Source organism: Chryseobacterium takakiae (assembly GCF_900129385.1).
Taxonomy (GTDB): domain Bacteria; phylum Bacteroidota; class Bacteroidia; order Flavobacteriales; family Weeksellaceae; genus Chryseobacterium; species Chryseobacterium takakiae.
This window is the reverse complement of sequence record NZ_FQVO01000002.1, coordinates 137528-150987: the sequence shown is the minus strand read 5'-3', so window position 1 is coordinate 150987 and position 13460 is coordinate 137528. Positions and strand designations below refer to the sequence as shown.

12 protein-coding genes are annotated in these 13460 nt (G+C 36.4%); 5 read left to right on the top strand and 7 right to left on the bottom strand.

All coding sequences use genetic code 11. The features are described from left to right. Nucleotides 1–242 precede the first annotated feature (242 nt). The 5 genes from BUA76_RS03760 to lpxB all read right to left on the bottom strand — a co-directional run bounded on the left by BUA76_RS03760 (nt 243) and on the right by lpxB (nt 6880). On the bottom strand, nt 243–1010 hold the full coding sequence (locus tag BUA76_RS03760) for a succinate dehydrogenase/fumarate reductase iron-sulfur subunit (protein ID WP_072883500.1): 768 nt from the start codon (nt 1008–1010) through the stop codon (nt 243–245). Between the two features lie 24 nt (nt 1011–1034). Continuing rightward, nucleotides 1035–3047 carry a fumarate reductase/succinate dehydrogenase flavoprotein subunit gene (locus BUA76_RS03755; RefSeq protein WP_072883499.1) on the bottom strand — a complete coding sequence of 671 codons (2013 nt, stop codon included), beginning with the start codon at nt 3045–3047 and terminating at the stop codon, nt 1035–1037. 15 nt (nt 3048–3062) lie between these two features. Beyond that, complete coding sequence (locus BUA76_RS03750) at nt 3063–3725, bottom strand: succinate dehydrogenase cytochrome b subunit (RefSeq protein WP_072883498.1); 663 nt, start codon at nt 3723–3725, stop codon at nt 3063–3065. Nucleotides 3726–3867: 142 nt separating this feature from the next. Beyond that, nucleotides 3868–5634 (bottom strand): ComEC/Rec2 family competence protein, encoded by a 1767-nt coding sequence (locus BUA76_RS03745; protein WP_072883689.1) that lies wholly within the window; start codon nt 5632–5634, stop codon nt 3868–3870. 142 nt (nt 5635–5776) lie between these two features. Next, complete coding sequence (gene lpxB, locus BUA76_RS03740; protein ID WP_072883497.1) at nt 5777–6880, bottom strand: lipid-A-disaccharide synthase; 1104 nt, start codon at nt 6878–6880, stop codon at nt 5777–5779. Between the two features lie 150 nt (nt 6881–7030). On the opposite strand from lpxB, the gene BUA76_RS03735 reads away from it, so the two are divergent. Continuing rightward, the gene (locus BUA76_RS03735; protein ID WP_072883688.1) at nt 7031–7540 is read left to right on the top strand and encodes a DUF2480 family protein; all 510 of its coding nucleotides are present in this window, start codon (nt 7031–7033) and stop codon (nt 7538–7540) included. Between the two features lie 96 nt (nt 7541–7636). Next, a complete protein-coding gene (locus BUA76_RS03730; protein WP_072883496.1) occupies nt 7637–8296 on the top strand; it encodes a DUF937 domain-containing protein in 660 nt (219 codons plus the stop codon). A gap of 48 nt (nt 8297–8344) precedes the next feature. On the opposite strand, the gene BUA76_RS03725 is transcribed toward BUA76_RS03730, so the two are convergent. Together BUA76_RS03725 and BUA76_RS03720 are read right to left on the bottom strand one after the other, a co-directional pair. Further along, nucleotides 8345–8464 carry a 30S ribosomal protein THX gene (locus tag BUA76_RS03725; protein WP_072883495.1) on the bottom strand — a complete coding sequence of 40 codons (120 nt, stop codon included), beginning with the start codon at nt 8462–8464 and terminating at the stop codon, nt 8345–8347. A 184-nt stretch (nt 8465–8648) separates the two neighbouring features. Continuing rightward, the gene (locus BUA76_RS03720; protein WP_072883494.1) at nt 8649–10043 is read right to left on the bottom strand and encodes an MATE family efflux transporter; all 1395 of its coding nucleotides are present in this window, start codon (nt 10041–10043) and stop codon (nt 8649–8651) included. 190 nt (nt 10044–10233) lie between these two features. Between BUA76_RS03720 and BUA76_RS03715 the strand changes: the two genes are divergently transcribed. The 3 genes from BUA76_RS03715 (at nt 10234) to BUA76_RS03705 (ending at nt 13352) form a co-directional block, all read left to right on the top strand. Beyond that, the gene (locus BUA76_RS03715; RefSeq protein WP_072883493.1) at nt 10234–10830 is read left to right on the top strand and encodes a DUF2975 domain-containing protein; all 597 of its coding nucleotides are present in this window, start codon (nt 10234–10236) and stop codon (nt 10828–10830) included. A 3-nt stretch (nt 10831–10833) separates the two neighbouring features. After that, nucleotides 10834–11040, top strand: a complete 207-nt coding sequence (locus tag BUA76_RS03710) for a helix-turn-helix domain-containing protein (RefSeq protein WP_039365153.1) — start codon at nt 10834–10836, stop codon at nt 11038–11040. Between the two features lie 131 nt (nt 11041–11171). Continuing rightward, nucleotides 11172–13352, top strand: a complete 2181-nt coding sequence (locus BUA76_RS03705; RefSeq protein ID WP_072883492.1) for a S41 family peptidase — start codon at nt 11172–11174, stop codon at nt 13350–13352. Nucleotides 13353–13460 lie beyond the last annotated feature (108 nt).

Here is a 13460-nt window from a genome sequence, read left to right as displayed (position 1 = left end):
TTTAACTAAAAGAAATAAAAGCCGTGACTGCGCATAGTAAACATTTAAATTTATTAGAATGTATATTTGAAATTACGTTAATATTCCATGATTATTCAATCAATAAAAACAGTATAGAAATGTTAGAAAAGATTTCTATTTCTAATTGAGTCCATCCTATTAATTTCTAAATCAAAAGAATATTGCAGTAACCAAAAAGCAGCTTCTTATGAAAGCTGCTTTAATATTATTTATGGTATTTTTTATCCTCTGTCAACAAATGCTGCCATGTATTCTCTGTTCATTCTGGCAATGTTCTCAAGAGAAATTCCTTTCGGACATTCTACTTCACAAGCACCAGTGTTTGAACAGTTTCCGAATCCTTCTTCGTCCATGGCTTTTACCATATTCAGCACTCTTCGCTTGGCTTCTACTCTACCTTGAGGTAAAAGTGCATATTGAGAAACTTTTGCACCCACGAACAGCATTGCCGAGCCGTTTTTGCAGGAAGCTACACAGGCACCGCATGAGATACATGCCGCAGCGTCCATCGCTTTATCTGCATCTTCTTTTGGAACAGGAATCGCATTGGCATCCAAAGTATTTCCAGAAGTGTTCACCGAAATGAAACCACCTGCAGCCATTACTCTGTCGAATGCGCTTCTGTCTACAATTAAATCTTTAATAACCGGGAAAGCAGCACTTCTCCATGGCTCGATAACGATGGTCTCCCCGTCCTTGAACATTCTCATGTGAAGCTGGCAGGTTGTGATCCCTGTGTCCGGACCGTGCGCTCTACCGTTGATGTAAAGAGAACACATTCCGCAAATCCCTTCACGACAGTCGTGATCGAAAGCGATAGGCTCTTTTCCTTCGTTAATAAGATTTTCGTTGAGGATGTCCAACATTTCCAGGAATGAGGAATCTGTAGAAACATCCGATATTTTATAAGTCTCAAACTGACCTTTAGATTTATTATTTTTTTGTCTCCAAATTTTCAGCGTAAGATGTAAGCCTTTTTTTGCACTCATAATGTTATATTTATAGGTTGGAGATTATTTGTAACTTCTTGTTTTCACCTCAATATTTTCGTAGATCAGCTCTTCTTTGTGCAACACTTCTGCGTTGATATCCTCTCCCTGATATTCCCATGCACCTACATATTTGAAGTTTACATCGTCTCTTTCAGCTTCTCCGTCCGGAGTTGAGTGGTCTTCACGGAAGTGCCCTCCGCAAGATTCATTTCTATGCAATGCATCAATAGCCATTAATTGTCCAAGCTCTAAGAAATCTGCCACTCTGAATGCTTTTTCAAGCTCGGTGTTCATTCCGTCATTATCGCCAGGAACTTTTACGTTCTTCCAGAAATCTTTTCTTACCTCTTCAATTTCTCTAATAGCTTCTCTTAATCCTTCAGGGGTTCTTCCCATTCCAACTTTATTCCACATGATGTTTCCTAATCTCTTGTGGAAATGGTCAACAGAATGCGTTCCCTTATTATTCAGGAAGAAATCTATTTTTTCTTTAATTCCTTTTTCGGCTTCATCGAAAGATGAAGAATTGGTAGGAATAGATCCTGTTCTGATGTCTGCAGAAAGGTAATCTGCAATGGTGTATGGAAGAACGAAATAACCGTCAGCAAGACCTTGCATCAACGCAGAAGCTCCCAATCTGTTAGCCCCGTGATCAGAGAAATTTGCTTCTCCGATTACGAAACATCCCGGAATGGTAGACTGAAGATTGTAATCTACCCAAACTCCACCCATGGTGTAGTGAACGGCAGGATAAATCTTCATTGGTGTCTTATAAGGATCATCAGCCGTAATTTTTTCATACATTACGAATAAGTTCCCATATTTTTCTTCAACCCAGCTTTTTCCTAAATCATAAATCTGCTGCTCGGTAGGATTATGAATATGTTTTTCGATAGCGGCTTCTCTACCTTTTTTCATGATCTCTGTAGAGAAATCCAGGTAAACACCTTCCTGAGTATCATTGTTTTCGATTCCGTATCCGGCATCACATCTTTCTTTAGCAGCTCTTGATGCAACGTCTCTCGGTACAAGGTTACCGAATGCAGGATATCTTCTTTCAAGATAATAATCTCTATCTTCTTCTTTAATATTTTCAGGTCTTAACTTTCCTTCTCTGATCGCCTGTGCATCTTCAATCTTTTTAGGCACCCAGATTCTTCCTGAGTTTCTTAAAGATTCTGACATCAAAGTCAGCTTAGACTGCTGTGTTCCGTGAACCGGAATACATGTAGGGTGAATCTGCACATAACAAGGATTTGCGAAATACGCACCCTTTTTATGGATTTTCCATGCCGCAGAAACGTTGGAGCCCATTGCATTGGTAGAAAGGAAATATACGTTTCCGTATCCTCCGGATGCAATTACTACCGCGTGCGCAGAATGTCTTTCGATTTCACCTGTTACAAGGTTTCTTGCGATAATTCCTCTTGCTTTTCCGTCTACAATGACAAGATCCATCATTTCATGACGGTTGTACATTTTGATTCTTCCTTTACCAATCTGACGGCTCATGGCTGAATAAGCTCCTAATAACAACTGCTGTCCCGTCTGTCCTTTAGCATAAAATGTTCTTTTTACCTGAACTCCACCAAATGAACGGTTATCAAGCTGACCTCCGTATTCGCGCCCGAAAGGAACGCCCTGAGCAACACACTGGTCGATAATATTTGCAGATACTTCTGCTAATCGGTAAACATTGGCTTCTCTCGCTCTATAGTCACCACCTTTGATGGTATCATAAAACAATCTGTAAGTAGAGTCACCATCTCCCTGGTAATTTTTAGCGGCATTAATACCTCCCTGAGCGGCAATAGAGTGCGCTCTTCTTGGAGAATCCTGATAGCAGAATGCTTTTACATTGTATCCCTGCTCTGCCAGCGTTGCAGCTGCAGAACCTCCTGCCAAACCTGTTCCAACAACAATAATATCAATCTTGTCTCTGTTGTTTGGTGCAACAAGGTTCATATGGTCTTTATGATTTTTCCACTTATCCTTTAAAGGACCCGCCGGAATTTTTGAATCTAATTTACTCATATTAGTATATTGATATTATTGAGTTACAAAGTGATAAATTGCGATAAAGATAAAACCTGCAGGAATCAGGATGGAATACCATTTTCCTAATGCCATGATTACAGGAGTATATTTAGGGTGTCTTGCACCGATAGATTGGAATGAAGACTGGAAACCGTGTCCCAGGTGTAATCCCAGCAAAATGAAAGATATAATGTAAATAATTACTCTCCATGCATCTGCAAATTTAGCGTGCAGATCTCCCCAGAAACGTGATTCTTCAATTGGCAACCCATCTACATACTTGTAGTTCATTTCATGAAACCAGAAATCATACATGTGTAGAAAAATAAAAGCCAAAATTACAGCCCCTGAAATAATCATATTTCTGGACATCCAGGTAGAATTGTGAGAAGGATTATTAGCTTCATATTTAACAGGACGTGCTTTTTGATTTTTAATTTCTAAAACAAATCCCATTACAAAGTGGAAAACTACAGCAAATATCAAAACCGGCTGCATTACAAACTGAATAAGAGGATTATACCCCATAAACTGCGAAGCATTATTGTAAGCATCTGCACCAAAAACCGACAAAAGGTTTACAGAAAGGTGCATTACCAGAAATATCAGCAAAAAGATAGCCGACAATGCCATAGCATATTTTCTACCTATCGTAGAACTCGTTAAACCTGCCATATAAGTTTAAATTTGATTTTCCACAAAATTAAGAAATGTTAACTAGATCAAAAAGTGAGAAATCTCACATATAGCCAGTTTGTAATCTTTCTAAATAAGCGTTAAATTATTATAAATAAAAGGAAAACGATATACGTAAAAATTATTTTATTTCATATGTCGTATGCTGATAAATGATTTTTTCAGCTGTCTTGGGAAGAGTTTTTATCTCTGTCGTTTTTATCCGTCTTTCAGCACAGTACGGATTAATAACAAATTTTATAATATCTGATTTGTCTGAATTCTCTTCGATCCAGAAACAGGCTTCACTATTCTTTTTAATGGATAATATTCTATTTTTAGAGAAATGATGAACCAAAACTTCAGACTTTTGCTCTTCGTAAAAATCAAATCCTAACCTCAATATAAAAAAAGCAACAACCGCCATCATCCATCTCGTGAAGTTTTTAAGATTACATTTTAAAACAACATACCTTAACAAAACAATTATTAAAAACAAAGAAAAGACTTCAGTTAAATTTAAGGGAATATTTTCAAAAAAAACATGATTAAATCCTGCAAACCAATGGATGATATTAAGTAATGTATCAATGATAAATCCATATAATTTATTCAAATATTCGAAGTTTATGTTAAAAGCTATCAAAGTGGTCATCAAAAATGAAAACACGATAATTATTTCAGAAAAAGGAACAATAAAAAAATTGGCAATAATAGAAATAAAAGAGAACTGATGAAAATAGTACAGCACAAGAGGAAGTGTCGCCAGCTGAGCTGAAATAGAAATCGAAACAGTATTGAAAATGATTTTTTTGATCCTGCTGTTCTGTTTTGGAAGTATATTCAGAATCGGTTGATTGAGCCAGAATATTCCTAAAACTGCGAGATAGCTCAACTGAAATCCCACATCAAATATTTGCTGGGTGTCTGAAAGCAAAATGATAAATGCGGACAATGCCAGAGAGTGAAGAAGATCTGACTTCCGCTGAAGAAGAACATAGATAAAATACACACTCAGCATGATGCTTGAACGAACCACCGAGCTTCCAAAACCAATGAAAGCAGTAAAAAACCAAATCAAAACCAGGCTTATAACAATAGCATATTTTCTACATCTGGCCGGTAAAATTTTAACCCATAAGAAATAAAACAACCCGAAAACCACAACAATATGTGTTCCTGAAATTGCCAGAAAATGTACCAGCCCTGATCTGCTGAAATCCTGAACCGTCTGCGCATCAATGTCTGTACGGTCTGCAAGAATAATTCCTTTTAGAAATTCTTTAGATTTTGCAGACATTGTTGTCTTATCAATATGATGAAGAACCTCTAATCTTCTTTGAGAAAATTGTTCATTCCAGCGTATATCATTTCTTTCTGCAGCATACACCTCATCATTAATATAACATTGAAAATCAATATTTTTACGTTGTAAATATTTTGAGTAATCAAACTGGAAATCATATTGCGGAGCTCTTGGTTTTGAAACAAAAGCCTTTGTCTGGTAATAATGGTTAAAATCAAGTGGCTTTTCACTTTTCGGAACATAAACAATAGCTTTAAAATATTGACCTTCAATCTTGACAGTACTTTGATATTTTCTATATTTTTCATTAGAATTAAGCTTTCCGGAAATTTTAAAAATAATAGAATGATTTCCCTGAACGGAAACAGGATTGTCATAAGCATTGAAAAAATGAAGAATGATCCCTACGCCGAAAAACATTACACACAATAGACAAGGCTGCATTCTGTGTAAAAAATAATTCTTAAAAAACGTAGTAATTACAACCAGCAAGCTTATTCCTGCAACCGCAAAAATGTAAGTTTTATCAAGAGAAATTTGATCCTGAAAAAAAATCCCAAGAATAAAAAAAATAAGAAGAATAAGAAGAGGCTGTTTTTTCAACAGTTGTGTTTTTCCAAAAATATTTATTTCGGAGAAAATTTCCACAGGAATATTTTAAAACTTTAGAAAAACACCTAAATTCTTTAGACAAAAGAAAAATCGCAGAAAAACTTCCTGCGATTAATTACAATTTATTTAAATTTTACATTTTTAAAATGACATCCGCAGCATGATCACTCGCTCCTTTTCCGCCGAGCTTTTCCCTGAGCAGCTCATAGTCCCTGAACACTTCAAATCTCTTTTCTGTAGAAAGTATTTTCTTCAATTCATCTACAAGATTATTGGTATTTAAATCATTCTGGATCAATTCCTTTACTACTTCACGATCCATAATGAGATTCACCAGGGAAATGTATTTTATATTTTTCACCAGTCTTTTGGCAATCGCATAAGAAACTTTGCTCCCGCGGTAGCAAACCACCTCAGGAACATTCAGCAATGCAGTTTCCAGAGTGGCAGTTCCGGAGGTCACCAGAGCCGCTTTTGAGCACCTCAGCAGATCGTATGTTTTATTGGACACAAAATGTACATTATCATCCACATATTTTTCGTAAAATTCTTTCGGAAGACTTGGCGCCCCGGCAATAACAAACTGATATTCTTTAAAATAAGGCCTTACGGAAAGCATTATCTGCAGCATTTTTTCTACTTCCTGCTTTCTCGAGCCCGGCAACAATGCAATAATTTCCTTTTCATTCAACCCATTCTCTCTTTTGAAATTTTCGGTAGTAATGTCTTCTAATGTGGAAATAGCATCCAGCAAAGGGTGTCCTACAAAATGAGATTCAACACCATGCTTTTTATAAAAATCTTCTTCAAACGGAAGAATCACCATCATTTCATCCACATATTTTTTAATGATTTCTACTCTTCCTTCCTTCCAGGCCCAAAGTTGAGGAGAAATATAATAGACAACCTTTATCCCCTGTTCTTTCGCAAATTTGGCAATCCTTAAATTAAAACCAGGATAATCTATCAGGATAAGAACGTCCGGTTTATTGTTTTGAATATCTTCTTTACAAAATTTAATATTATTCAGAATCGTACGAAGGTTCATGGCAACTTCCAGAAAACCCATAAAAGCAAGATCCCGATAATGTTTAACCAGGGTCCCACCCTGTTTTGCCATAAGATCACCTCCCCAGAATCTGAACTCCGCATTGGAATCCTTCTGCTTCAGCGCTTTCATTAAATTACTTCCGTGCAAGTCTCCGGATGCTTCTCCGGCAATAATGTAATATTTCATTTCTGGTGAAATCTTTAATTTTAAATTGCAATTATGAATCTCTTTAATTTATCAAGTGAAATTATGGGAGGTTTCTATAACAGCTATAGAAAACAAATTAGGACTTCTTTGCATCTTAATTTGTAAATTTGTTCAAAGATAATGATAAAAATGTCAGAAGAATTTGAAATCCGGAATAAAGTTGCAGAGAGCGGTCTCATCAATTTTGATCTTACCGATCTTGTTCCGAAGGGCGCAAGAAAAGGCATCGACCTTAAGGACTTTCTTTTTATGGAAATGATTCTAAAAGAGAAAGATTTCCGTGAAAAAGTTGCAGCGATTGATGTTGAAGAATACCGTGACGCTTATGTATATGTCTATAATTCGGCAGATGCTATTGTTCCGCTGTGGGCTTACTTTTTAATCACGGCCAGATTAACGGATGTTACCAAAAAAATCGTTTTTGGAAATCGTGAAGACCTGGAAGTAATCCTGATGCATAATGCCGTTAAAAATTATGATTTTGAGGAGATGCGTGACAAAAGAGTGTTGGTAAAAGGTTGTTCGGATAAGGAAATTCCTGAAAATGCATATATTGAGCTGGTGGAACAACTGAAACCAATCGTAAAATCATTAATGTTCGGTGAAGCCTGCTCGAATGTACCCATCGTGAAGAATTGATATGATAACAGCTTTTTACACCTGCTTCAATATCAATATAAACTATTAGGAATATTTTTTGATGACCTGAATATATAACAATAACAATCATCAACTATGGGCTTAATTGATTTACTTACAGGAAATACCGGAAACCAGGTAGCAGAAAGAGCTAAAAGCAAATTCGGGATAAGCAGAAATCAGGTACTTGCATTGCTTGCAGTAGCTGCACCGCTAATTATTTCTTATCTCAGTAAAAAATCTCAGTCTCCCAATGAAGCTGAATCCTTAAATACAGCGCTGGATAAAGATCATGACGGAAGTATCCTGAATGATATCAGCCAAGCCGAGGCAAGACAATCCGAAGGAAATTCTATCCTTAATCATATTTTTGGTGAAGAAAAGCAGACCGTGGAAAATCAGTTATCTCAGAAAACAGGAATTTCCATCGATAAAATCGGGCCTGTTTTAGCGATGTTGGCACCGGTGATTATGGGCTATATCGGGAAAGAGAAACAACAGAATAATGTGGATGCGGGAGGTTTAGGAGGCTTACTCGATAGTATTTTAGGCAATGCTTCCGGCCAGACAAAAAATGAGCAGTCGAATCCTTTGAATGATATTATAGGAAGCGTATTGGGAGGTGGACCGTCTAATTCATCTAATCCGCTCAATGATATTCTTGGAAGTGTTTTAGGAAATGACAATAAACAGAAAAAAGACGGAGATGAAGGCGGGCTCGGAAATATTCTGGGAAATATTTTTGGAGGAAAATAATATTTATACCTATTTATATAAAAAGACCGGAACAATTTCCGGTCTTTTTTAAGCTTTAGATTTTTCTTCGGCAGCGGCCACAGTTTTTGAAGATTTTCTAGGTCTTCTTTTTCCGTAGCTTCCGTTGTTAATCTTTCCTCTTTTTGATTTTTTGTCTCCTTTTCCCATAGTAATATAATTTAGTTGTATTACGAAATTAGAGAATACCATTTTAAAATCAAAAGTTCAGCTGTTAAAATTTTTATAATTCTTTAGCAAATATGAAAGCCCGACACTAATAATCATAAAATCTTCATCATCACTTAACTTCTTACTTCTCACTTTTTACTTCTCACTTCTCACTTTTTCCCCCCTAAACTTTCACCGTTTTCCATTTTCCTCTTTTAAATAATAAAAAAGCGACGATTGTGATTAAAGCTTCAGCAACGGGAATTGAGATAAATACGCCTTTCGGTCCCAAATCAAAATATTTTGAAAGAAGATAAGCAAACGGGATCTGAAACAGCCAGAAGCCGCAAAGATTCACCCAGGTTGGCGTCCACGTATCTCCGGCTCCGTTAAAAGCATTAATCATCACCATCCCGATTCCGTAAAAGATAAATCCAACAGCCATAATATGCAATGCATTGGTGGCAATATTTCTAATTTCAGTTTCATTGGTAAAAAATCCGGCTAAAAAATCACCCATAAAAAAGAAAATAACACTAACGATTACCATAAAAATCACATTATATTTTACGGTTTTCATTACAGACTGTTCTGCTCTCAGCATTTCGTTCGCTCCCATGTTTTGTCCTACAAGTGTAGATGCTGCATTGCTCAATCCCCAAGCCGGAAACATAAAAAACATCATCAGACGTAAAGCGGTCTGATATCCCGCAGAAGCATTTTCACCGCCGGTTGTCGCCACCAGCTGAGCCAGAAAGATCCAGCTGCAGGAAGCAATCACGAACTGAAAGATTCCGGGAGTGGCAATTTTTATGACTGATTTAATAATACTAAAATCAGGTGTAAAATATTTCGACTGGATTCTGATTTGCGAATCTGCAATTAAGAGGTGATACAATTGATATATCACTCCAATACTTCTTCCGATTGTTGTTGCGAGAGCGGCGCCTGTTAATCCCATCGCCGGAACCGGCCCGAAACCTTTGATTAAAACCGGACACAAAATAATATTCGCAATATTGGCAATCCAAAGAGATTTCATGGCAATGGCAGCATTCCCCGCTCCTCTGAAAATTCCGTTGATCAGGAATAACAACATGATAATGACACTGCTTCCCATCATAATTCTTGTAAATCCTTTACCGTAAGATGCAGCTTCAGGCTTTGAACCCATCAGAATTAAAATCTCTTCAGCATAGATCACTCCGAATAAGCTTAAAATAAAAGTCACTGCAAAAGAAACCAATAAAACCTGGGCCGCACTTCTGGAAGCCTGTTCCGGGTTTTTCTCCCCTATTCTCCTTGCAACCATCGCTGTTGCCGCCATGCTCATCCCTATGGCAATCGAATACATCACGGAAAGTACAGATTCTGTCAGTCCGACTGTTTGAATGGCAAAACCGCTTTCTTTCAGATGACCGACAAAATACAGGTCTACCAATGCAAACACAGATTCCATTGCCATTTCCAACATCATAGGAATGGCTAAAAGAAGGACAGCACTTCTTATGGTGGCTTTGGTATAGTCGACTTCTTCTCCGCTTAATGCTTTTTTCAGAAAATTAAAATATTTTGACATTGATGTTAATTGCATTCGGCAAAAATAGAGATTCAGAAATGATTTTAACTTGCCATAGGTAAAGTTTTGTGAAAATATTCCGAAAAGATTAGTTAAAGCGTTTTTATCATTTTAAAAAAAATAAATTCAATAATTTTTTATTGTAAAACAATAATTAATTATATATTTGCAATAATAAAATAACAAACTCATGAAAATTATCGGTAAGAATTCTGTTTCACAATCCATCAGTTATCTGCTTTTACTACTGGCTGTTTTTTTTGCCGTTCAGCTTATTTACATTGTTATTGGTTTTGCTGTTTCTTTTTATAATTTTAAGACAGCAAATAATATTCTTTCAGATTTTTTTACCATCGGAGCCGATGTAGGCTGGTCTAAAAATGAATGGACTCAACCGATGGAACACATGATGAAATTTAAATTCCTTGTTCCTTTTACCGACCAGAATCTTATTACCGGACTTTTCAATCCGGGAAGTGTGCTAAGTCATATTTCCAACGAAATTTTTATAGCCTTATTTTTTTTCATCAGTTACAAATTTTTACGAGAAATCAGCAAAGAAAACGTATTCAATGCGGATGCTTTACTTTGGCTGAAAAGATTTGGCTGGCTTAATATTATCTATACAGCCATTACACTGGCTATCGTTCCTTTTACTGTAAAAAGTCTCTTCGCAGCAGCATATTCTGTTGTAATATTCTTATTTTTCGGAGCCTTAATATTATTCATCGTAGAATTTTTCAAAAAAGGACTAGAGCTTCAGGAACAAGTAGATTTAACAATTTAAGCTATGCCAATAATTATCAATGTAGACGTCATGTTGGCGAAAAGAAAAATGCAGTCCCAGGAACTTGCCGAGAAAATTGGCATCACCCAAGCCAATCTATCCATTCTTAAAACAGGAAAAGCAAAAGCGGTAAAGCTTTCTACACTGGAAGCGATCTGCAAAGCTTTGGATTGTCAGCCAGGAGACATTCTTGAATATGTAAAAGATTAATATACTTTAAGATTTTAAACTAAAAAATCCGTTAAATATATCAACAAACCTCACAAATTTCCTTAAAACCATTATTAACGAACAATAATATCAGATCTTACTTTCTAGATTTGACAAAAAAATTAATTATTATGAAAAAATACTTCATTATCCCATTTCTTGTATGGGGAATGACTTTCTTTGCCCAGCAAAAAATTGAGAATCTCGATTTTGAAACCACGGAGAATAATTCTCCTGCACTATGGAAATTAATGGGAAACAATTCTGCAAAAGTATTTTCAGATTTTAATGAAAAACAGCAGGGAAAAGCATCTGCCGTGATAGAATCTGAAGGTACAGAAGGCTTCAGAGCAATCATGTACACACTTCCCAACAATTATGCCGGCAGAAAAATTACGCTTTCCGGATATCTCAAAACAGAAAATGTTACAGACGGATTTGCCGGATTATGGATGAGAATTGATCCTGAAGTTGCTTTCAACAATATGCAAAAAGTTGGCCTGAAAGGCACAAATGACTGGAAAAAATATGAGGTTACACTTAATATGTCTCCGGAAAACACCCAACAAATCGTTATCGGGGCACTGCTTTCGGGAAAAGGAAAAATCTGGGTAGACAACTTAAAAGTTTCCATTGACGGAAAGGACATTGGAAGTGCTAAAATTTTCGAAAAAGAAATAACGAAAGTTGAGCTTGATAAAGAATTTGATAACGGCTCTAAAATATCCAACATCAGCCTCGGCGAGGATAATATCGAAAACCTTAAAAAACTGGGGTTAATCTGGGGTTATCTGAAATATTACCATCCAAGCGTTGCCGAGGGAAACTACAACTGGGATTACGAACTTTTCAGAATTTATAAAAAAACTGAAAATGCTTCTGCTGAACAGAGAGATCAGATTTTAACAGACTGGATCAAAGGTCTGGGCAAATTTCAGACAGCAAAAAGTTCTGAACCTAAAAATGTGAAAATCAAACCGGATCTAGACTGGATCAACAATTCCGGCTTTTCGAAAGAACTTACGGATCTGCTTTTACAACTCAAAGATGCCAAAAGGCCGAAAGTCAATTATTATGTAGATTTCTTTCCGAATGTAAACAATCCTGATTTCAGACATGAAAATCCTTACAGAGAAATGAAGTATCCCGATGAAGGCTTCAGACTGCTGTCCCTATACAGATACTGGAATATTATTCAGTATTACTTCCCTTACAAAAATCTCATCGAAGAAGACTGGAAAGGTGTTCTCACAGAATTTATCCCAAAATTCATCAATGCAAAAAACGAAACGGAATACAGTCTCGCTTCTCTGGAACTGATCGGGAGAATTCACGATACCCACGCCAATATCTGGGGAAACAGCAAAGCGCTTGAAAAATATTTCGGCGAAAGATATTCTCCGGTAAAATTAACTTTTGCAGAAAACAAACCTGTAGTTGAAGGTTTTTATGACGAGAATTTAGGAGCACAAACCGGATTAAAAAAAGGTGACATTATTACAGATATCAATGGCGAAAATGTGGACAACATCATTAAAAATATGCTGAAATATCTTCCGGCTTCCAATTATCCTACTCAGCTTCGGGATGTCTCGAGAAAACTTTTGCGAAGCAATGCAGAAAACATTAGTCTTACTATTTTAAGAGACGGAAAAACGGAAGACAAAACCATCAGAACCTATGCTTATTCAGAAATCAAAATAAAAAATGAGCCTAAAGATTTTTTTAAAATGCTGGATAATAACATCGCATATTTTTATATGGGAAGCGTAAAAGCCGATCTTCTTGCTGAAGTTTTTGAAAAAATTAAAAATACAAAAGGCTTGGTTATCGATTTCAGAAGCTATCCTTCAGATTTTGTCGTTTTTATAATGGGGAAATTATTAAAACCAGAGTCTTCCGAATTTGTAAAATTTACGAACACAAGCAATTATCAGCCGGGACTTTTCACTTTTACATCAAATTTAAGCACTCCCGGATCCGGCAAAAAATCGTACACCGGTAAAATTGCCATCTTAATTAATGAAACCACGCAAAGCAGCGCAGAATATCACACTATGGCTTTCAGAACAGCGCCAAATGCAAAAGTTTTTGGCTCTGCAACGGCAGGAGCCGATGGAAATGTTTCGGATATCAAACTTCCCGGAAATATTTCAACAATGATCAGCGGAATCGGTATTTACTATCCTGACGGAAAAGAAACCCAGAGAATAGGAATCGTTCCTGATTTTGAGATAAAGCCTACTGTGGAAGGCATTAAAAAAGATAAAGATGAAGTATTGGAAAAAGCACTGCAGTGGATTGAAAGTTAATATCAAAACCCTTCCTGAAAATTAATTCTGCATTAAAAATTCCAGTATTGAGCATAAAATTAAACCAATACCATCAAAGCTCAGATCAAAAACTTCCGAAAGGGAGTT

Bases quoted from the DNA above. Each gene is read 5' to 3' on its own strand.
- BUA76_RS03730 (WP_072883496.1), top strand. From the start codon at position 7,637: ATGGGCTTAATTGATTTACTTACAGGAAATACCGGAAACCAGGTAGCA.
- BUA76_RS03760 (WP_072883500.1), bottom strand. From the start codon at position 1,010: ATGAGTGCAAAAAAAGGCTTACATCTTACGCTGAAAATTTGGAGACAA.
- BUA76_RS03735 (WP_072883688.1), top strand. From the start codon at position 7,031: ATGTCAGAAGAATTTGAAATCCGGAATAAAGTTGCAGAGAGCGGTCTC.
- BUA76_RS03715 (WP_072883493.1), top strand. From the start codon at position 10,234: ATGAAAATTATCGGTAAGAATTCTGTTTCACAATCCATCAGTTATCTG.
- BUA76_RS03750 (WP_072883498.1), bottom strand. From the start codon at position 3,725: ATGGCAGGTTTAACGAGTTCTACGATAGGTAGAAAATATGCTATGGCA.
- BUA76_RS03720 (WP_072883494.1), bottom strand. From the start codon at position 10,043: ATGTCAAAATATTTTAATTTTCTGAAAAAAGCATTAAGCGGAGAAGAA.
- BUA76_RS03755 (WP_072883499.1), bottom strand. From the start codon at position 3,047: ATGAGTAAATTAGATTCAAAAATTCCGGCGGGTCCTTTAAAGGATAAG.
- BUA76_RS03710 (WP_039365153.1), top strand. From the start codon at position 10,834: ATGCCAATAATTATCAATGTAGACGTCATGTTGGCGAAAAGAAAAATG.
- lpxB (WP_072883497.1), bottom strand. From the start codon at position 6,880: ATGAAATATTACATTATTGCCGGAGAAGCATCCGGAGACTTGCACGGA.
- BUA76_RS03705 (WP_072883492.1), top strand. From the start codon at position 11,172: ATGAAAAAATACTTCATTATCCCATTTCTTGTATGGGGAATGACTTTC.
- BUA76_RS03725 (WP_072883495.1), bottom strand. From the start codon at position 8,464: ATGGGAAAAGGAGACAAAAAATCAAAAAGAGGAAAGATTAACAACGGA.